This window comes from Micromonospora sp. NPDC051925 (assembly GCF_044548625.1).
GTDB lineage: Bacteria > Actinomycetota > Actinomycetes > Mycobacteriales > Micromonosporaceae > Micromonospora.
Genome location: NZ_JBIUCH010000008.1, coordinates 78,972 through 98,767 on the forward strand (window position 1 = coordinate 78,972; position 19,796 = coordinate 98,767).

Here is a 19,796-nt window from a genome sequence, read left to right on the forward strand (position 1 = left end):
ACAGTCGCCAGGTCAGGAGCAATCGTGGTCAACCAGCGCTATGCCCGCCACATCGGCATCGTGCAGCAACTGCGGTCCAAGAGTTGGGTCTCGGCCACTGCACTCGCCACCCGCTTCGATGTCAGCGTCCGCACCATCTACCGCGACATCGAAGAACTGAACACCGCCGGCCTGCCCATTGAGTCCGTTGCCGGCCGCGAGGGCGGCTACCGGCTCAGCGCCGAAAGCCCCGTCGATCCGCTGATCATGGACGCGGACGACGTACTACGCCTCTACGTGCTCGGCCTCATCGACAACGGAGACGAAGCCATCACCGACCCCGGCCTCCTCCAAGCCGGCGGGGTCAGCGCCTACGCCCGCGACACACTCCGCAAGATCGGCCAACGCATCTACTTCGACACCCGAGACTGGTACTGGCAAGACGAAGGCTCCGGCCACGTGCCCGCCATTCGCTACGCGCTGCTCACCAGCACCGCCATCGAGATCACCGTCCGCGTCAAACGCTCCCAGGCGGCCCAAACGATCACGGTCAAGCCCTACGGACTGGTCTGGAAAGGCGGCGAATGGTGGCTCGTCGCTGCCCCCACCCGGGGCGAACCCCGCCGCTACCGCCTGAACCTCATCGACCGGCTCAACCGCACCGACCTGACGTTCACCCACCCCGGCGACGCATTCGACCTGCGCGAGTGGTGGACCCAAGACCTCGAGGACTACGGGCGCGGTTCCACCCGGGTCGCTCTGCAGGTTCAACCTAGCGCCCGCGACGAGATGCTGCGGCTCGGGCTCAAGCCCGACTCGGAGGTCCACCATGAACCAGACGGAACGGCGCGGATCATTCTGTACGTGGACAACTGGCAATGGCTCGTGCCGCTTGTGGCCAGCTTCGGCGCTGACGTCGCCGCTGAGGAACCCGCAGGACTCCGCCAGGCACTACGCCACCATCATCAACGAGCGCTGGTCGTCTACGGACGAGAAGACAGCACCGATACGGACCCCAGCTACCTCCACGACGACAGCCGGCTTCGAGCAACCCGAGGCCGCAACCCGCGCAGCTCACGATAACGGCGGTGCCACAACGTGAGGATGCCCTGGCCGATCGGCCAGGGCATCCTCACGTTGTTAACCGAGCGCGAAGGCGGCTTCTACGATCAGGTGTCGATCAACCACCTTCCGCTGTTGCAGTTCTGTGACGTGCCCCCGGCAGGATTCGAACCTGCGCCCCCGCCTCCGGAGGGCGGTGCTCTATCCCCTGAGCTACGGGGGCTCAGCGACCCGAGAAGAGTAGCAAACCCCCGGCGGGATCTCCGAATCGCCATCCGGTGCCCACCGCCCCCACCGCTCCCACCTGCATGATCATCCAGGTGGCCGGCGGGAGGGGGCACCGCCGGTCTCGGGAGTCGGTGTCAGGTGGCCCCCGTGACGTCGGCGGTGAGGCGGAGCGCCGCCGCCGACGTCACGGACGGCCGGATCAGGCGGCGGCCAGGGTGCGACCGCAGCTCGGCAGGGGGTGCAGCACGATGCGGCGGGGCAGCCGGCGGGGCCACTCGTTCCTGGGCCAGGAGCCGTCCACGATCAGGTGCACCGGGTGCTGGTCGGCACCGCTGAGCCGGAACACGAAGTCCCGGGGCAGCGGCGGGTCCACGCTCGGTGTGGTGACCATGAACCGGACCCGGCCCCGGGACGACACCGCCGAGAGCACCTCGGCGGCGGGCATGGTGCCGCGCAGGCGCACCCGGCCGATCCAGTAGACCTCCGCGTCGTGTTCCTGGGCGTTCCGGGTGATGACCGGGTACTCGCCGCGTACCCAGCGCTCGACCGCGCCGACGCAGAGCCCGCAGGCCCGCTCGCGCGGCTCCCGCGGACCCAAGCCCCAGGCCCGCAGGTACGCCCCGACCGCGCCGGCGTCCATGGTCAGGTCGAAGCGGCGCTGGATCAGCGCGGCGAGGCTCTGTCGCGTCCAGAGCTCCTCGTCCAGCCCGAACTCGTCGGGGTGGACGCCCCGGAGTACGTCGATCAGTTCGAGTTCCTGTTCCCGGCTGAGCGCTCCCGACTCGCCCTGCCGGTGTCCGCGACGGGCGGCTGCCACCGCTCCGTCACCGCCGATGGTGTGGCGTCGGCACCAACTGGTGACCGAGCGCCGCGCGTCTCTGAGTGCAACCCCCACGTCCTGCGCAACGAGCACGAATCGCAACTGGTCACGATATGTATGGAGAAAAGTCTCGTAGTGCCATAAAGGTGCGGAACCCGCTAAAACCTAAAATCACCCATAACCTGACCAAGGATTCGCAAAGCGACGCGGCACCGGTCCGGCGGGGCGACGTGGCGGCGGTGACGTGACCCGGCCCGGGTGGGAGGGGCGACGCGCGGAGGCCCGCGTCCGCCGAAGCGGGACGCGGGCCTCTCGGGACGACGACGGGGTCAGCCGCCGAGGCGCTTCAGGGCGTTCTGGAGGTTGGTGAGGTCCGTCTGCTGGGTGTTCTTCATGATCTGCGCGACCTTGAGGACGTCGTCGTCGTCCCCGGCGTCGAGGATCCCCTGGATCATGTGGATACCGCCGAGGTGATGCTTGATCATCATCTGGAGGAAGAGGACGTCCAACTCGCGGCCCTGGGCGGCGCGCAGCTTCGCCATCTCCTCCGGAGTCGCCATGCCCGGCATCAGGCCGTTCTCGAGCTGACCCCCACCGTCGGGCATCCAGGCCATCCGGGGCTGTGAGCCGGTCGGGTCCAGCCCCCACGACCGCAGCCAGGTCTGCATGGTGCCGATCTCGCCCTGCTGGCCGGTGGCGATGTCGCCGCCGATCTGCCGTACCTCGGAGTCGGTGCCCCGGTCGAAGGCGATCAGCCCCATCTCCACCGCCTGGGCGTGGTGGGTGCTCATGTCCCGGGCGAAGCCCGCCTCCGCCGAGTTGTCGCCCGGCCGGGTCAACGTCGGGGTCAGCAGGCCGCCGGCGTACCCGAGGAGGAGACCGACCACGACGGCGGCGGCCAGGGCGAGCACGCCGTAGCGGCCGGCGGGCCGCCGGTCACCGGAGGTGGTGACCGAGGGCTCGGCGGGCGGCGTGTCGGTCGTCGCGGGGGCGGTCATCGCCACGTCCTCACTGGGTGGGCTGTTCTTGCTGCTGCGGGACGTCGTCGCGCGGGGCGGTGCCGGTGGCCGTGATGCCCTGGCCGCAGTTGGCGTTCGGACCCTCGACCGAGGCGTTCACCCGCAGCGTCTTGATGAACTCGTCGATCCGGCTGTCGTCGGCGTCGTCGACCTTGAGCTGGTAGCCCCACGCCTGGAGCGAGATGGGCTTGTCCAGCCCCTCGAACGGGCTGAGCATGGCCTTCTCGACGCCCTGGACCTTGCTCCTGAGCTTGCTGACCTGGTCGGCCGGCAGATCGGGGCGGTAGGTGATCCAGACCGTGCCGTGCTCCAGGCTGTGCACCGCGTGCTCGTTGGCGATCGGGGCGTCGTAGACGTCGCCCATGCAGTTCTGCCACGACGGGTTGTGCGCGCCGCCCACCGGCGGGAGGACGTCGTACTTGATCGCGCCCTGCTGGTGCTGGCCGCCCTGGACGAGCTTGGAGTCCTTCTTGCGGTAGTCGACGATGCCGTCGATCTCGGAGGCCCGCTTCTCCCACGACTTGGACCCCTGGAAGGCCGCGTACGCGCCGTAGCCGATGATCGAGGCGGCGAGCACACCCACGGCGACGAACAGGGCGATCGGGCCCCAGGACCGGCCCTGGCTCACCTTCACCGGCGCGATCGGCTTACGGGGGCCCTTGCCGCCCGCGGTCTGCCGGGGGGCGCCCGCGGACTTGCCGGCCCCGGGCTTGACGCCGGACGCGGGCCGGCCTGCCGCCGGCTTCTTGCCGGTGCTGACCACGGTCGGGCGGCGCTCAGGGCCGCCCGGAGTGCTGATGCTCATCGTGCCTCGTCAGGTCGGTCGGTCAGGGGATCTGGCGGGCCGGGTGACGCTCAGGGTCGCCGCCGAGTGCCCGAGTCTACCCCCGATAACATGGTTCGGTGACTCCCGCAGAACTCGCCGAGGTCGTCCTCTCCGCAGCCCACGCCGTATTCACCGAGCGCGGGCTCGACCCCGCCGCGCTTCCGGCGGGTACGGCGGTGGAGCGACCGCGCAACCCCGACCACGGTGACTACGCCTCGACGCTGGCCCTCCAGCTCAGCAAGAAGGTGGGCGTCCCGCCCCGGGAGTTGGCCGCTGCGCTGGCCGAACAGCTCGGCCGCGCGGCCGGGGTCAAGTCGGTGGAGATCGCCGGTCCCGGGTTCCTCAACATCCGGCTCGACGCCGCCGCCGCAGGCCAGCTCGCCCGGGTGATCGTCGAGACCGGCGCGGAGTACGGGCGCAGCGACCGGCTCGCCGGCCAGAAGATCAACCTGGAGTTCGTCTCGGCGAACCCGACCGGCCCGGTGCACATCGGCGGGGTCCGCTGGGCCGCCGTCGGGGACGCGTTGAGCCGGCTGCTGCGGGCCGCCGGCGCCGACGTGGGCACCGAGTACTACTTCAACGACGCCGGCTCGCAGATCGACCGGTTCGCCCGGTCGCTGCTGGCCGCCGCGAAGGGTGAACCGGCCCCCGAGGACGGCTACGGTGGGGCGTACATCGCCGAGATCGCCGAGCAGGTCCGGGCGATCCGTCCGGACGTGCTCGACCTGGCCGACGCCGACGCCCAGGAGGTGTTCCGGGTCGAGGGCGTGGCGCTGATGTTCGACGAGATCAGGTCCTCGCTGCGTGGCTTCGGGGTGGAGTTCGACACCTACTTCAACGAGAAGGACCTGCACGACCGGGGCGAGCTGGACCTGGCGCTCGACCGGCTCCGCGCGCAGGGGCACCTGTACGAGGCCGACGGGGCGACCTGGCTGCGCACCACCGACTTCGGCGACGACAAGGACCGGGTGCTGCGCAAGTCCAACGGCGAGTGGACGTACTTCGCCGCCGACTGCGCCTACTACCTCGACAAGCGGGAGCGCGGCTTCGAGCGGGTCGTGATCATGCTGGGCGCCGACCACCACGGCTACCTCGGGCGGATGAAGGCGATGGCCGCCTGCTTCGGCGACGACCCGGCCGTCAACCTGGAGATCCTCATCGGCCAGCTGGTCAACCTGGTCCGCGACGGCGCTCCGGTGCGGATGAGCAAGCGGGCCGGCACCGTGGTCACCCTGGAGGACCTGGTCGACGCGATCGGCGTCGACGCCTCCCGGTACGCGCTGGCCCGCTACTCCAGCGACTCGCCTATCGACATCGACGTCGAGCTGTGGACCCGGGCCACCCGCGACAACCCGGTCTACTACGTGCAGTACGTCGCCGCCCGGACGGCAAGCGTCGGCCGCAACGCCGCCGAGATCGGGCTGGACCGGGGCGACCCGGACACCTTCCGGCCGGACCTGCTCGACCACGAGAAGGAGAACGAGCTGCTCAAGGCGCTCGCCGAGTTCCCCGCCGTGGTCGCCGCCGCCGCCGAGCTGCGCGAGCCGCACCGGGTCGCCCGCTACCTGGAGGACCTGGCCGGGGCGTACCACCGGTTCTACGACAACTGCCGGATCCTGCCGCGCGGCGACGAGGAGGTCACCGACCTGCACCGGGCCCGGCTCTGGCTCAACGACGCCACCCGTACCGTGATCGCCAACGGGCTGCGCCTGCTCGGCGTCTCCGCCCCGGAGAGGATGTAGCTCTGATGCGTACCCGAGGAACGGGCCTGCGTCCGCAGGCCGGCGGAGTGGGCCGGCGGTCGCCGCGGCCCCGGGGCGGAGGTCGCTGATGCGCGCCCACGAAGCCGGTGCCCTGCACGGCGACATCGGCCACCGGGAGCCGGCCTGGCTGCGTCCCCCGGTCGACGTCAACGCCCTGGTGCCGCAGCTGTGGCCGCGCGCGGTGGCGCGCGGCGTCGACGGCGCGCTGACCGTCGCGGGCCTCGGCGTCGCCGACCTCGCGGCCGAGTACGGCACCCCCGTCTACGTCCTCGACGAGGACGACCTGCGCTCGCGCGCCCGCGACTTCCGGGACGCCTTCCCCGACGTGGACGTCTACTACGCGGGCAAGGCGTTCCTCTGCCGGGCGGTGATCCGGATGATCGCCGAGGAGGGCCTGCACCTGGACGTCTGCACCGGTGGTGAGCTGGCCACCGCGTTGTCGGCGGGGATGCCGGCGGAGCGGATCGGCTTCCACGGCAACAACAAGTCGGTCGCCGAGCTGACCCGGGCGCTGGACGCCGGGGTGGGCCGGATCATCCTCGACTCGTTCACCGAGATCGACCGGCTCACCGCGCTGGCCCGGGAGCGCAAGGTCCGGCCCGGCGTGCTGGTCCGGGTCACCGTCGGGGTGGAGGCGCACACCCACGAGTTCATCGCCACCGCGCACGAGGACCAGAAGTTCGGCTTCTCCCTCGCCGGCGGGGCCGCTGCCGCGGCGGCCTTCAAGGTCATCGACGAGGGCGTGCTGGACCTGCGCGGCCTGCACTCGCACATCGGCTCGCAGATCTTCGACACCAGCGGCTTCGAGGTCTCCGCCCGCCGGATACTCGCCCTGCAGGCGCAGATCCGCGACGCGCGCGGGGTGGAGCTGCCCGAGCTGGACCTGGGCGGCGGCTTCGGCATCGCGTACACCACCCAGGACGACCCGGCCGCCCCGCAGGAGCTGGGCAAGCGGCTCCGCAAGATCATCGACTCGGAGTGCGCGGCGGAGAACCTGGCCGTGCCGCACCTGTCGATCGAGCCGGGCCGGGCCATCGTCGGCCCCGCCGTCTTCACCCTCTACGAGGTCGGCACCGTCAAGAACGTCGATGGCCTCCGGACGTACGTGAGCGTGGACGGCGGGATGAGCGACAACATCCGGACCGCCCTCTACGACGCGTCGTACTCGGCGACGGTGGCGAACCGGGCCTCGACGGCCGAGCCGCTGCTGGCCCGCGTGGTGGGAAAGCACTGTGAGGCCGGGGACATCGTGGTGAAGGATGAATTCCTGCCCGCCGACGTGCAGCCCGGAGATCTTGTCGCGGTCCCCGGCACGGGGGCGTACTGCCGGAGCATGGCCAGCAACTACAACCACGTGCCCCGACCCCCGGTGGTCGCGGTGCGTGACGGCAGCGCCCGGCTGATCGTTCGCCGGGAGACCGAAGAAGACCTGCTCGCTTTGGATGTGGGATGACGTCACCTGTGCGCTTGGCGCTGCTCGGCTGCGGAACGGTCGGTAGCGAGGTGATCCGGCTGCTGCACGCGCAGTCCGCCGACCTCACCGCCCGGATCGGCGCTCCGCTGGAGATCGCCGGCATCGCCGTACGCCGGGTCGGCCGGGACCGGGGTGACCTTCCCGTCGACCCGGCGCTGTTCACCACCGACCCGCTCGGCCTGATCAAACGCGACGACGTGGACGTGGTCGTCGAGGTGGTCGGCGGTATCGAACCGGCGCGGAGTTGGCTGGTGGAGGCGCTGCGCGCCGGCAAGAGCGTGGTCACCGCCAACAAGGCGCTGCTCGCCGAGGACGGTGCGGCCCTGCACGACGCGGCGGCCGAGGGCGGGGCCGACCTCTACTACGAGGCCTCCGTCGCCGGGGCGATCCCGCTGCTGCGTCCGCTGCGCGAGTCGCTGCACGGCGACCGGATCAACCGGGTCACCGGCATCGTCAACGGCACCACCAACTTCATCCTCTCCGCGATGGACGCCACCGGCGCCGGCTTCGCCGAGGCGCTGGACGAGGCGACCGAGCTGGGGTACGCCGAGGCCGACCCGACCGCCGACGTGGAGGGCTTCGACGCCGCCGCGAAGGCCGCCATCCTGGCCTCGCTGGCCTTCCACACCCGGGTCACCGCCGCCGACGTGCACCGCGAGGGCATCACCGAGGTGACCGTCGCCGACATGGCCAGCGCCAAGGCGATGGGCTGCACCATCAAGCTGCTCTGCATCGCCGCCCGGGGCGTCGACGCCTCCGGCCGGGAGACGGTCAGCGTCCGGGTGCACCCGGCGATGATCCCGCTGACCCACCCCCTGGCCAGCGTCGGCGACGCGTTCAACGCGGTCTTCGTCGAGGCCGAGGCGGCCGGGCAGCTGATGTTCTACGGCCGGGGGGCCGGTGGCGCACCGACCGCCAGCGCGGTCCTCGGTGACGTGGTGGCGGTGGCCCGCAACCGGCTCGCCGGCGCCCACGCCGCCAGCGAGTCCGCCTACGCCGACCTGTCGGTCCGGCCGATGGGGGAGGCGCTGACCCGCTACCACATCAGCCTCGACGTGGCCGACCGGCCGGGTGTGCTCCAGTCGGTGGCCGGGGTGTTCGCCCGGCACGACGTCTCCATCGCCACCGTCCGGCAGGGCCCGGCCGGCGGCGGCCCGGCGGGTCGTGGCGAGGACGCCGACCTGGTCATCGTCACCCACGTCGCCCCGGACGCCGCGCTCGCCGCGACGGTACGGGAGCTGCGGGGGCTGGACACCGTCCGGTCGGTGGCGAGCGTGCTGCGGGTCGAGGGCGGGGCGTGACCCCGGCGTCTCGCCTGATGGTTATCGGTGGGTGTGCCGGCGGTCGGTCGGTGAGCCTGGTCCAGGCTGGCAGGGGCTCCGGCGCGACCGGGGCGGGCAGAGGCGAGGAGAGCGACATGTGGCGGGGCCTGATCGAGACGTACCGGGACCGGCTGCCGGTCACCGACGCCACGCCCGTGGTCACCCTGCACGAGGGGAACACCCCGCTGCTGCCCGCGCCGGCGCTCTCCGCCCGGCTCGGCGCCGACGTCTACCTGAAGGTCGAGGGGGCCAACCCGACCGGCTCGTTCAAGGACCGGGGCATGACGGTCGCCGTCTCCAAGGCGGTCGAGGCCGGCGACAAGGCGATCATCTGCGCCTCCACCGGCAACACCAGCGCCTCCGCCGCCGCGTACGCGGCGCGGGCCGGGATCACCTGCGCGGTGCTGGTGCCGCAGGGCAAGATCGCGCTGGGCAAGTTGGCCCAGGCGCTGGTGCACGGGGCGAAGCTGCTCCAGGTGCAGGGCAACTTCGACGACTGCCTCGCGTTGGCCTCGAAGCTCGCCCAGGACTTCCCGGTGGCCCTGGTCAACTCGGTCAACCCGGACCGGCTGCACGGCCAGAAGACGGCCGCCTTCGAGATCGTCGAGGCGCTCGGTGACGCCCCCGACATCCACTGCCTGCCGGTCGGCAACGCCGGCAACATCTCCGCCTACTGGATGGGCTACTCGGAGGACCTGCGGGACGGCAACGCCACCCGGGCCCCGAAGATGTACGGCTTCCAGGCTGCCGGGGCGGCACCGATCGTCAGCGGTCAGGTGGTGGCCGAGCCGTCGACCATCGCCACCGCCATCCGGATCGGCAATCCGGCCAGCTGGACCAAGGCGCTCGACGCCCGGGACGCCTCACAGGGGCTGATCGCTGCGGTGACCGACCGGGAGATCCTCTCGGCGTACCGGCTGCTCGCCCGGGAGGTGGGGGTCTTCGTCGAGCTGGGCAGCGCGGCCAGCGTGGCGGGCCTGCTCCAGCAGGGCGCGGCGGGTCGGGTTCCGGCCGGCGCCACGGTGGTCTGCACGGTCACCGGTCACGGCCTGAAGGATCCGGAGTGGGCGATCTCCACCGCCCCCGCCCCGATCACCATCGCCAACGACGCCCTGACCGCCGCCCGCGCCCTCGACCTGGCCTGATCCCGCCCGTCTCGGCGGCCGGTGCGGCGCCCACCCGGCCGCCGCCGGCCCCGACCGGGAGGCGGTGACCCCGTGGGGGTGGGGGAGACCGGGTCGGGCAGACTTTGCCTACGCCTGTCCCCTCTCCCAGGAGTGAGCCCCGCCGATGTCGCTGCTCGCCAGATCCAGCCTCGCCAACCGGGGGCTCGTCGCCCTGATCGCGGTGGTGACCGCGGCGTTCGGGGCGTTCACCGTCCCCTCGCTCAAGCAGCAGCTCCTGCCGTCGCTGGAGTTCCCCGGTGCGTTCGTCGTCGCGGTCTACCCGGGTGCCTCGCCGGAGATCGTCGAGGCGCAGGTCACCGAGCCGATCGAGAACAGCCTCCAGAGCATCCCCGGGCTGGAGAAGATCACCTCCACCTCGCGGGAGGGGTCGGCGACCGTCTCGGTGCAGTTCGTCTTCGGCACCGACATCGACGACGCGGCCAGCAAGATGCAGACCGCGCTGAGCCGCCTCGACGCGCAACTGCCGGAGGAGGTCGACCCGCAGGTCATCACCGGCAGCACGGACGACCTGCCGGCCGTGGTGCTGGCCGCCACCGGCGGGGGCGACGAGCAGGCGCTCGCCGGCAAGCTGCGCGACACCGTCGTACCCGAGCTGGAGGGGATCGACGGCGTCCGCACGGTCGCCGTGACCGGCACCCGCGACCAGGTCGTGACGATCGTGCCGAACCCGGCGAAGTTCGCCGCCGCGAAGCTCACGCCGACCGCGATCGCCACCGCGCTGAAGACCAACGGGATCGCCGTCCCGGCCGGCGCGGTCGTCGACGGCACCAGCGCGCTGCCGGTGCAGGTGGGCGCCCCGGTCACCACCCTCGACGAGCTGCGCGGCATCGCGCTGACCTCGACCGCGCCGAAGGCCGCCCCGGTCCGGCTCGGTGACGTGGCGACCGTCGAACAGCAGCTCGCCCCGGCCACCGCGCTCACCCGCACCAACGGCAAGGAGAGCATCGGGGTCCAGGTCACGGCCGCCCAGGACGGCAACGCCGTACGCATCTCGCACGACATCCGGGACCGGCTGGACGAGCTGGAGTCCGCCTCCGGGGCCGAGCTGACCATCGTGTTCGACCAGGCCCCGTTCGTGGAGAAGTCGATCGAGAGCCTGACCACCGAGGGCCTGCTCGGCCTGCTGATGGCGGTCGTGGTGATCCTGGTCTTCCTGCTGTCGGTCCGGTCCACCCTGGTCACCGCGGTCTCCATCCCGCTGTCGGTGGTGGTGGCGCTGCTCGCCCTCTGGATCGGCGACTACTCCCTCAACCTGCTCACCCTGGGCGCGTTGACCATCGCGGTCGGGCGGGTGGTCGACGACTCGATCGTGGTGTTGGAGAACATCAAACGCCATCTGGAGTACGGCGAGCCGAAGCGGGACGCGATCGTCACCGCCGTCCGGGAGGTGGCCGGGGCGGTCACCGCGTCGACGCTCACCACGGTCGCGGTGTTCGCGCCGATCGCGCTGGTGGGCGGTTTCGTCGGGCAGCTCTTCGCACCGTTCGCGATCACCGTCACGGTGGCCCTGCTCGCCTCGCTGCTGGTGTCGCTGACGGTGATCCCGGTGCTGGCGTACTGGTTCCTCAGGCCGCCGCGGGACGGGGCGGACGAGGCGGTGCGTCGGGCCGCCGAGGAGAAGGAGTTGCACAGCCCGTTGCAGCGGGCGTACCTGCCGGCGATCGGGTTCGCCACCCGGACCCGCCGGACCCGGTGGATCACCGTGGCGGTGGGCATCCTGCTGCTGTTCGGCACCTTCGGGCTGGCCCAGAAGCTGGAGACCAACTTCCTCGACGACTCCGGCCAGGACACCCTGAGCATCAGCCAGAAGCTGCCGGCCGGGTCGGGGCTGGCCGCCACCGACCAGGCGGCCCGCCTGGTGGAGGGGGTGCTGGGGCGTACCGACGGGGTCGAGACGTACCAGGTGAGCGCGGGGGGCAGTGACCAGCCGTGGCAGGGCGGCGGCGGCAACAACGTCGCCAGCTGGTCGGTGGCGCTCGGCGGTGACACCGACGCCAAGGAGATGAAGCAGGTTCTCCGCAGGGAGTTCGACAAGCTCGGTTCCGGGGCCGGCGAGCTGAGCTTCGACGCCGGGCAGAGCAGCACCTCCGGCAACCAGCTGGAGGTGGTCGTCCAGGCCGCCGACACCGACACCCTCAACCGGGCCGCCGAGCAGGTCCGGGCCGCGATGGCCGGCACCCCCGGGGTCGAGGACGTCGCCACCAGCCTGGCCGACCGGGTGCCCCAGGTCGACGTCACCGTCGACCGGCTGGCCGCGGCCCGCGTCGGGTTGAGCGAGGCGGCGGTCGGGCAGCTGGTGTCGCAGGCGTACCGGGGCAGCCCGCTGGGCCGGGTGACGCTGGACGGCGGTCAGCAGGACGTGGTGCTGCGTACCACGGCGACCCCACCGGTGACCGAGGAGCAGTTGCGGGCGCTGCCGGTGGGCCCGGTCAAGCTGGACGACATCGCCGACGTCACCCGGGGTGAGGGGCCGCAGCAGGTCACCCGGATCGACGGTGAGCGCAGCGTGTCGGTGACCGGCACGGCCACCGGGTCGAACCTCGGCGCGACCACGACCGAGCTGGAAAAGCGGTTGGACGGCGTCGACGTGCCGGGGGCGACGATCACCGTCGGCGGCGCGAGCGCCCAGCAGCAGGACGCCTTCGGCGACCTGGGCCTGGCCGTGCTGGCCGCGATCGCGATCGTCTTCCTGATCATGGTGGCGACGTTCCGGAGCATCACCCAGGCGTTGATCCTGTTGATCTCCATCCCGTTCGCGGCGACCGGTGCGATCGGCCTGCTGCTGGTCACCGGAACCCCGCTGGGCGTGCCGGCGCTGATCGGCGTGCTCATGCTCGTCGGCATCGTGGTGACCAACGCGATCGTGCTGCTGGATCTGGTCAACCAGTACCGGGCGCAGGGGATGGGCATCGCCGAGGCGGTGGTCGAGGGCGGCCGGCGTCGGCTGCGGCCGATCCTGATGACCGCGGTGGCCACCATCTTCGCGCTGTTGCCGATGGCCCTCGGGCTCACCGGCGAGGGTGGCTTCATCTCCCAGCCGCTCGCGGTGGTGGTGATCGGTGGCCTGCTCAGCTCCACCCTGCTCACCCTGGTCCTGGTGCCGACCCTCTACACGATGGTGGAGCGCACCAAGGAGTCGCTGCGCGAGCGGCGGGCCGGCGATCGTGGCCGGCGCGTCCCCGGCGGCCCGACCGGGGCGCCCGAGGACCGGGCCGCCGAGGTCCCGGCCCCGGTGGGTGCCCCGGCTGCCGAGGCGGCGGCCGAACCGCAGGCCGGGCCGACGCCGTCGCCCGCGTTGGTGGACGGTACCGACCAGTTCGAGGTGCTGCGGCTGCCGAAGAGTCGCCGGTCACCGTTGCCGCCGACCGAGTAGCTCCCCCTCGCGCTACGCGCCGCGACCGTCGAGGCAGGACGCGCCGCGACCGTCAAAGCCACGACGCGCCCCCGGCCCGGGGTCACCGGCCCGGGGGCGCGTCGCGTCGGGCCCGGGACATCGGGCCGGTCGCCGGGTACCGTCACCCCGTGGGCACCTACCGTCGGTCATCGTCCATCAACCCTGGGTGATGGTGCGCCCCGAGGTGGAGACGGCCGACCCGGGCGGTGGGCGGTGGGGTCGGCGGCGGGTGCTGAGCGGCGGGGCGCTGCTGGCCGGGGGCGTCGCGCTGGGTGCCGCCGGGATGTCGCAGGGGGCGTGGCTCGCCGACCGGCACCTGCCGATCTCCGGCGGCCCGGCCAGCGCCACGGTCGGCAACCGGCGGCAGGACGTCGGTTCGGGCGGGCTCCAGGTGGTGTGGCACGTCCCGACCAGCGAGCGGCTGGTCGCGTTGACCTTCGACGACGGCCCACTGCCGCAGTGGACGCCGACCGTACTGGACACCCTGGACCGGTACGCGGTGCCGGCGACCTTCTTCCTGGTCGGCGCGCGGGTCCGCCGGCACGCCGGGCTGATCCGGGGCCGGCTGGCCCGACACGAGGTGGGCAACCACAGTTGGCGACACCGGGACCTGGCGAGGCTGGCCGCCGCCGCCGTGCACGACGACCTGCGCCGGTCGCACGACGCCATAGCCGAGGTCACCGGGGTGCCGCCCCGGCTGACCCGGCCACCGTACGGGCACCTGGGCGGCGGGGTGCTGCACGCCGCCGTACGCCTCGACTACCGCGTCGTGCTCTGGTCGCTGCAGATGGTGGAGGGTGAGTTCCCGAACGACCCGGCCGGACACGCCCGGCGGATCGTGGCCGACGTCGTGCCGGGCACCATCCTGCTCGCCCACGACGCGGGCTCGGAGAACCGGCAGGTGGCACTGCATGGTCTGGGTGCGATGATCACCGGCCTGCGGGCCCGCGGCTACACCTTCGTCACGGTCTCCCAGCTCCTGAGCCGAACGGTCGGGCCCCGGGCCGGCGGGTAGGGTCCGGGCACGTGTCCTCTCCACTCTCAGTTCTCGTCCGCAACCGGGACTTCCGCAACCTCTTCCTGGCCGAGCTGGTGGTCTTCGGTGCCGACTGGTTCGTCATGGTGCCGCTGCTGGTGCTGCTGCCGAAGCTGACCGGCAGCGGCGTGTGGGGCGCCCTGGTGCTGGCGCTGGACACCGGTGTGCTGGCGCTGCTGCTGCCGTACACCGGGACCATCGCCGACCGGTTCGACCGCCGGAAGGTCATGATGGCCGCGAACGGCGTGACACTGCTCGGCGTGCTGCTGCTGCTCGCCGTCCGCGACGCCGGTACGGCCTGGCTGGCGATGGTGGCGATCACGGCGGTGGCGGTCGGCAAGGCCTTCTACTCGCCGTCCGCGCAGGCCGCCCTGCCCAACGTGCTCGACCCGGCCGACCTGGCCGCCGGCAACGCCATCGCCGGGTCCGCCTGGGGGACGATGACCGTGGTCGGCGCGTCCCTCGGCGGTGTGTTGAGTGCGGTGGTCGGGCCGTACGCCTGCTTCTGGGTGGGGGCGGTCGGCCTGGTGCTGGCGGCGGGCCTGGCGGCGCTGATCCGCCGGCCGTTGCAGGCGGCCCGGGAGGCCGACCGCTCGACGCCGCGCACCTGGACGGCGATCCGCGAGGCGTTGGGCCACATCCGGCACCGGCCACGGGTGCTGGCGCTGGTCACGGTGAAGTCGGCGGTGGGGCTGGGTAACGGTGTGCTGACCGTCTTCCCCCTGCTGGCCGCCGTCTACGGCGTCGGGCCGGTCGGTACCGGCCTGCTCTTCGCGGCGCGTGGGGCGGGGGCGCTGGTCGGGCCGATCCTGATGAGCCGGGTGCTGACCAACCGGGCCTGGTTGCTGCCCGGCCTGGCCCTGTCGATGTCCCTGTACGGGCTGGCCTACCTGGGCGCGGCGGTGGCGACCTGGTTCCCGCTGGTGCTGGTGCTGGTCTTCGTGGCCCATTTCGGCGGCGGCAGCAACTGGGTGCTGTCGAACTTCGCCCTTCAGGGTGAGGTGCCCGACCGGCTGCGGGGCCGGGTGTTCGCCACCGACATGATGCTGGCGACCCTGGCGATCTCGGTCAGCCAGCTGGTGGTGGCCGGGGTGGTCGACCTGGTGGACGAGCGGGTGGTGCTGGCCGGCTGTGGCCTGGTCACCCTGGTGTACGCGGTCGGCTGGCGGATCGCCACCCGCCGGCTCTCGCTCACCGACCCGGCCACCGGGACGGGTACGCTCACCGCCCGCTGACCGCCGCAGGCGGCTCAGTCGGTGCGGTCGACCTGCTGCGGCGTGGTCGGCGGGCGGTTGCCCCCACCCCACGGGCCGGTGGCCTGGACCGGCGCCGCCGGGCCGGTGCCGGGGAACCCGCCGGCCGGGAATCCCGTCGCTGGTGCCGTCGGGCCGGTGTTCGGGAAGCCCTCGGCCGGGAATCCCGTCCCTGGGCCGTTGGCCGGGGGCGTCCAGCCGCCCCACGGGTTGCCGGGCGCGGGCGGCGCGGCGCGGCCGGCGAACACGGCGGCGACGAGCAGGCCCAGGCCGACCGGGTAGCCGATCCAGCCGACCACGCTGACCATGAGATTCCACAGCTGGTACTGCCGTATCCCGCCGGAGCGGACCAGGTCCGGCAGGGTCACCACCCAGGCCGTGCTGATCAGCTCCAGCAGCAGCAGGACGGCGGCCCCGGCGACCAGCAGCGACCGGGTCCGACCGGGCAGCCGGCGGTGGGCGGTGGCGGCGAGCACCAGGACGGCGAGCAGCGTCAGCAGCACGGGCAGGTGCCCCAGCACCTGCGTGAACCGGTAACCGAGCATCTCCACCTGGCCTCCCGACCTTCTGTGGGGTTGGCGTCAGGCTAATCGGGGCGGTCCAGTCCCACCGTCCGGGCGAGCAGGCGCGACGTCAGCCCTGGGCCCTAGCATGAGCCGGTGCCGACGACTTTCGCCTCCGGGCCGGTGCGGGTGCGGGTGCCCGCGACCAGTGCCAACCTGGGCCCCGGGTTCGATGCCCTCGGGCTCGCCCTCGCCCTGTACGACGATGTGGCCGCCGAGGTGACCTCGGCCGGCGTCCGGGTGGCGGTGACCGGCGAGGGCGCCGGCGAGCTGCCGCAGGACGACCGGCACCTGTTGGCGGTCGCCATGCGGGCCGCCTTCGACCTGCTCGGCGGGCAGCCGTCGGGCCTGGCCCTGGAGTGCGTCAACCGGATTCCGCAGGCCCGCGGCCTGGGTTCCTCCTCGGCGGCGATCGTGGCCGGGGTGCTGCTGGCGCGGGCGCTGGTCACCGACGGTGCGCAGCGGCTCGACGACGACGCGGCGCTGCGGCTGGCCGCCGAGATCGAGGGTCACCCGGACAATGTCGCCCCCTGCCTGCGCGGCGGGTTCACCATCGCCTGGACCGAGCCGACCGGCGCACGGGCGGTCTCGCTGCCGGTGGCCGCCGGGGTCCGTCCCACGGTCTTCGTGCCGGCCGAGCGAGGGTTGACGGCGACCGCCCGAGCGGCGCTGCCGGCGACCGTGCCGCACGCCGACGCGGCACTGAACGCGGGACGGTCGGCGTTACTGGTGCACGCGCTGACCGCCGAGCCGGCCCTGCTGCTGCCGGCCACCGTCGACCGGCTGCACCAGGACTACCGCGCGCCGGGAATGCCGGAGAGCGCGGCCCTGGTCAGCGAGCTGCGAGAGGCTGGTGTGGCGGCCGTGGTGAGTGGGGCGGGCCCGACCGTGCTGGCGTTCACCGAGCCGCCCGACGGGTTCGTACCGGGAACAGAATGGGAAGTCTGGCGGTTGCCGGTAGAGGTGCGCGGAGCGACGGTCGCACGGGGTAGACTTGGACACGCCGAGCGGGGCCCTGTTGCCGCAGGTCGGAAGAGTTGATTACGCTCTAGACTCAGCACAGCCGCGAAGCACGCGATCTCTCTGCGGGTCGGCGCACCCCGAAGCTCTCGGCGGTCAGCCCGTCACCCCTGCCAAAGGCCCACGCCGCACCGCAGTTTCCGCAGGTCGCCGCAGGCGGCGAGACCTGCTCACCGACGTTGGTGAGTTGGGAAACCGACCGGCTGCTGTGCCACAGACTCCCGCGACGCGTCATGCGAGGCGGGTGCACCGAGGCCGCCCGGCCACCTTGCTTGTCGATCCCGGGCAGTCCCGGCCTATCGAGGGAAGGAATCCATTGAGCGACACCACCGACGTGACGTCGGATGTTTCCAACGTCGCTGGCGATGCCACCACCGCCGCCCCCGCCCGCCGTCGGCGCAGCGGTACCGGTCTGTCGGCGATGCTGCTGCCGGAGCTGCAGAGCCTGGCCGCGTCGCTCGGCATCTCCGGGACCGCTCGCATGCGCAAGGGCGAGCTGATCAGCGCGATCTCCGAGCGGCAGCAGGGCGGCGCCGCGACCGGCACCCCTCGACCGCGGGCCGAGGTGGCGGCTGCGGCTGCCCCCGCCCGAGAGGAGGTGCACGCCGAGGTGACTCCGGAGCGGACCGCCGAGCCGGCGTCGGCGACCCCTGCCGCCACCGGTGAGACCGAGGGTCGTACCCGGACCCGGCGCAGCCGGGCCAGCACCGCCGAGACCCGGCCGGCCGCCGAGACGCGGACCGCCGAGACCCGGCCGGCTGCCGAGACGCGGACCGTCGAGACCCGTACCGAGGAGGCGCCGGTCGAGACCGGCGAGCGTCCCGAGCGGGCCGAGGGACGCGGGGGCCGGGACCGTGGCGAGCGGACCGGCGTCGACCGGGCTGAGCGCGGCGACCGGGCCGGTAACGACCGGGCCGAGCGGGCGGACAACGACCGGGCCGGCCGCGCCGGTAACGACCGGGCCGAGCGGGCGGGCAACGACCGGACCGAGCGGGCCGGCAACGACCGGGCCGAGCGGGCTGAGCGGACCGATCGCAATGACCGGGGCGACCGTAACGACCGGGTTGAGCGGGCCGACCGGGGCGACCGGGCTGACCGCGCCAGCGACCGGGGTCAGCGCGACAACCGCGACAATCGTGACGACTCGGACGACGACGGCGAGGGCGGCGGCCGGCGGGGCCGGCGTAGCCGGTTCCGGGACCGTCGGCGTGGCCGGGGCGACCGGGTCGAGGGCGGCAACGACAACGGCGGCGCCCGCGAACCGCAGGTCGGCGAGGACGACGTGCTGGTCCCGGTGGCCGGCATCATCGACGTGCTCGACAACTACGCCTTCGTCCGGACCACCGGTTACCTGGCCGGCCCGAACGACGTCTACGTCTCGATGTCCCAGATCAAGAAGCACGGTCTGCGCCGGGGTGACGCGATCACCGGCGCCGTCCGGGCCGCCCGGGACAGCAGCGGCAGCGGCGACCAGCGGCGGGACAAGTACAACCCGCTGGTCCGGCTGGACACCATCAACGGCATGGAGCCGGACGAGGCCCGCCGCCGGCCGGAGTTCTACAAGCTCACCCCGCTCTACCCGCAGGAGCGGCTGCGGCTGGAGACCGAGCCGCACATCCTCACCACCCGGGTGATAGACCTGGTGATGCCCATCGGCAAGGGGCAGCGGGCGCTGATCGTGTCGCCGCCCAAGGCGGGTAAGACGATGGTGCTGCAGGCCATCGCGAACGCCATCACCCGGAACAACCCGGAGTGCCACCTGATGGTGGTGCTGGTGGACGAGCGGCCGGAAGAGGTCACCGACATGCAGCGTTCGGTGAAGGGCGAGGTCATCGCGGCCACGTTCGACCGTCCGCCGCAGGACCACACCACGATCGCCGAGTTGGCGATCGAGCGGGCCAAGCGCCTGGTCGAGCTGGGCCACGACGTGGTCGTGCTGCTCGACTCGGTGACCCGGCTCGGCCGGTCGTACAACCTGGCGGCGCCGGCCTCCGGCCGGATCATGTCCGGTGGTATCGACTCCACCGCCCTCTACCCGCCGAAGCGGTTCCTGGGTGCGGCCCGCAACATCGAGAACGGCGGCTCGTTGACCATCCTCGCCACCGCGCTGGTGGAGACCGGGTCGATGGCGGACACGGTCATCTTCGAGGAGTTCAAGGGCACCGGCAACGCCGAGCTGAAGCTGGACCGGAAGATCGCCGACAAGCGGGTCTTCCCGGCGATCGACATCAACCCCTCCGGTACGCGCAAGGAGGAGGTCCTGTTCGCGCCGGAGGAGTTGGCGATCATCCACAAGCTCCGCAAGGTGCTGCACTCGTTGGACTCGCAGGCGGCGCTGGATCTGCTGATCGATCGGCTCAAGCAGTCCCGCACCAACATCGAGTTCCTGATGCAGATCGCCAAGTCGACGCCGGGGGAGTGACCTCACCCGGGTGAGACCGCCACGAAGGGCACGGCCGCAAAGGCCGTGCCCTTCGTCGTACCCGCGATTGGTGGTAGCCGGGAGTTGCCGGCGGCGGACTTTTCCTTCGGCGGAGTTGGCTGCTCTTGAAAATTCTATGCGTGGCCGGGTTGACTGTGGGCACGCGAGTTCGCGGTCGATCCGGCCGGGGCGCGAGTACCGAGGGTGGCGGAGGAGACCTGGGGAGGCGTCCGCCGCCCGGCAGCCCCGCCGGGTGGGCTCCTGAACCTGGGGGAGGAGCCCGCCCGGTCCGGTCGCCGCGCCGGCCGAGGAATGGTGGACGGGACGGCGGGAATGCGGTCCGGTGGGCAGGCGTTACCACAGCCGGACCGATCGTGTGGCCCGCTCGTCGGGTCGGCTCACGCCCATGGCACACTGGTCAATCGGCC

14 protein-coding genes and 1 tRNA gene are annotated in these 19,796 nt (G+C 72.3%); 10 read left to right on the plus strand and 5 right to left on the minus strand.

Annotation, left to right across the window (positions count from 1 at the left end; all coding sequences use genetic code 11):
* Positions 1 to 24: 24 nt before the first annotated feature.
* Entirely contained in the window at positions 25 to 1,062 is a 1,038-nt protein-coding gene (locus tag ACIG87_RS12680; protein WP_396850646.1) for a helix-turn-helix transcriptional regulator, read from the plus strand.
* 130 nt (positions 1,063 to 1,192) lie between these two features.
* Here ACIG87_RS12680 and ACIG87_RS12685 read toward each other — a convergent pair.
* From ACIG87_RS12685 to ACIG87_RS12700, 4 genes are all read right to left on the minus strand, one after another.
* Positions 1,193 to 1,264, minus strand: a tRNA-Arg gene (locus ACIG87_RS12685).
* A gap of 204 nt (positions 1,265 to 1,468) precedes the next feature.
* Positions 1,469 to 2,164 carry a winged helix-turn-helix domain-containing protein gene (locus ACIG87_RS12690; protein WP_396850825.1) on the minus strand — a complete coding sequence of 232 codons (696 nt, stop codon included), beginning with the start codon at positions 2,162 to 2,164 and terminating at the stop codon, positions 1,469 to 1,471.
* A 254-nt stretch (positions 2,165 to 2,418) separates the two neighbouring features.
* Complete coding sequence (locus ACIG87_RS12695; RefSeq protein ID WP_396850647.1) at positions 2,419 to 3,087, minus strand: DUF305 domain-containing protein; 669 nt, start codon at positions 3,085 to 3,087, stop codon at positions 2,419 to 2,421.
* A 10-nt stretch (positions 3,088 to 3,097) separates the two neighbouring features.
* Positions 3,098 to 3,913, minus strand: coding sequence for a DUF3105 domain-containing protein (locus ACIG87_RS12700; RefSeq protein ID WP_396850648.1), 816 nt, complete (start codon positions 3,911 to 3,913; stop codon positions 3,098 to 3,100).
* Positions 3,914 to 4,011: 98 nt separating this feature from the next.
* On the opposite strand from ACIG87_RS12700, the gene argS reads away from it, so the two are divergent.
* From argS to ACIG87_RS12735, 7 genes are all read left to right on the plus strand, one after another.
* Complete coding sequence (gene argS / locus ACIG87_RS12705) at positions 4,012 to 5,676, plus strand: arginine--tRNA ligase (protein WP_396850649.1); 1,665 nt, start codon at positions 4,012 to 4,014, stop codon at positions 5,674 to 5,676.
* Between the two features lie 88 nt (positions 5,677 to 5,764).
* Positions 5,765 to 7,150: a diaminopimelate decarboxylase gene (gene lysA, locus ACIG87_RS12710; RefSeq protein WP_396850650.1), complete on the plus strand. Its 1,386-nt coding sequence runs from the start codon at positions 5,765 to 5,767 to the stop codon at positions 7,148 to 7,150.
* An 8-nt stretch (positions 7,151 to 7,158) separates the two neighbouring features.
* Positions 7,159 to 8,472, plus strand: a complete 1,314-nt coding sequence (locus ACIG87_RS12715) for a homoserine dehydrogenase (RefSeq protein ID WP_396850826.1) — start codon at positions 7,159 to 7,161, stop codon at positions 8,470 to 8,472.
* Between the two features lie 116 nt (positions 8,473 to 8,588).
* Positions 8,589 to 9,638, plus strand: a complete 1,050-nt coding sequence (gene thrC / locus ACIG87_RS12720; protein WP_396850827.1) for a threonine synthase — start codon at positions 8,589 to 8,591, stop codon at positions 9,636 to 9,638.
* Positions 9,639 to 9,783: 145 nt separating this feature from the next.
* Positions 9,784 to 13,053 (plus strand): efflux RND transporter permease subunit, encoded by a 3,270-nt coding sequence (locus ACIG87_RS12725; RefSeq protein ID WP_396850651.1) that lies wholly within the window; start codon positions 9,784 to 9,786, stop codon positions 13,051 to 13,053.
* Positions 13,054 to 13,243: 190 nt separating this feature from the next.
* On the plus strand, positions 13,244 to 14,089 hold the full coding sequence (locus tag ACIG87_RS12730; RefSeq protein WP_396850652.1) for a polysaccharide deacetylase family protein: 846 nt from the start codon (positions 13,244 to 13,246) through the stop codon (positions 14,087 to 14,089).
* A gap of 11 nt (positions 14,090 to 14,100) precedes the next feature.
* Complete coding sequence (locus tag ACIG87_RS12735) at positions 14,101 to 15,345, plus strand: MFS transporter (protein ID WP_396850653.1); 1,245 nt, start codon at positions 14,101 to 14,103, stop codon at positions 15,343 to 15,345.
* 14 nt (positions 15,346 to 15,359) lie between these two features.
* Here the strand turns inward: ACIG87_RS12735 and ACIG87_RS12740 are convergent, their stop codons facing one another.
* On the minus strand, positions 15,360 to 15,914 hold the full coding sequence (locus ACIG87_RS12740; RefSeq protein WP_396850654.1) for a hypothetical protein: 555 nt from the start codon (positions 15,912 to 15,914) through the stop codon (positions 15,360 to 15,362).
* Positions 15,915 to 16,022: 108 nt separating this feature from the next.
* Between ACIG87_RS12740 and thrB the strand changes: the two genes are divergently transcribed.
* Positions 16,023 to 16,967 carry a homoserine kinase gene (thrB, locus tag ACIG87_RS12745; RefSeq protein WP_396850655.1) on the plus strand — a complete coding sequence of 315 codons (945 nt, stop codon included), beginning with the start codon at positions 16,023 to 16,025 and terminating at the stop codon, positions 16,965 to 16,967.
* A 295-nt stretch (positions 16,968 to 17,262) separates the two neighbouring features.
* A complete protein-coding gene (rho, locus tag ACIG87_RS12750) occupies positions 17,263 to 19,368 on the plus strand; it encodes a transcription termination factor Rho (protein WP_396850656.1) in 2,106 nt (701 codons plus the stop codon).
* Positions 19,369 to 19,796 lie beyond the last annotated feature (428 nt).

Bases quoted from the DNA above. Each gene is read 5' to 3' on its own strand.
- ACIG87_RS12730 (WP_396850652.1), top strand. From the start codon at position 13,244: ATGGTGCGCCCCGAGGTGGAGACGGCCGACCCGGGCGGTGGGCGGTGG.
- lysA (WP_396850650.1), top strand. From the start codon at position 5,765: ATGCGCGCCCACGAAGCCGGTGCCCTGCACGGCGACATCGGCCACCGG.
- thrC (WP_396850827.1), top strand. From the start codon at position 8,589: ATGTGGCGGGGCCTGATCGAGACGTACCGGGACCGGCTGCCGGTCACC.
- ACIG87_RS12700 (WP_396850648.1), bottom strand. From the start codon at position 3,913: ATGAGCATCAGCACTCCGGGCGGCCCTGAGCGCCGCCCGACCGTGGTC.
- ACIG87_RS12725 (WP_396850651.1), top strand. From the start codon at position 9,784: ATGTCGCTGCTCGCCAGATCCAGCCTCGCCAACCGGGGGCTCGTCGCC.
- ACIG87_RS12695 (WP_396850647.1), bottom strand. From the start codon at position 3,087: ATGACCGCCCCCGCGACGACCGACACGCCGCCCGCCGAGCCCTCGGTC.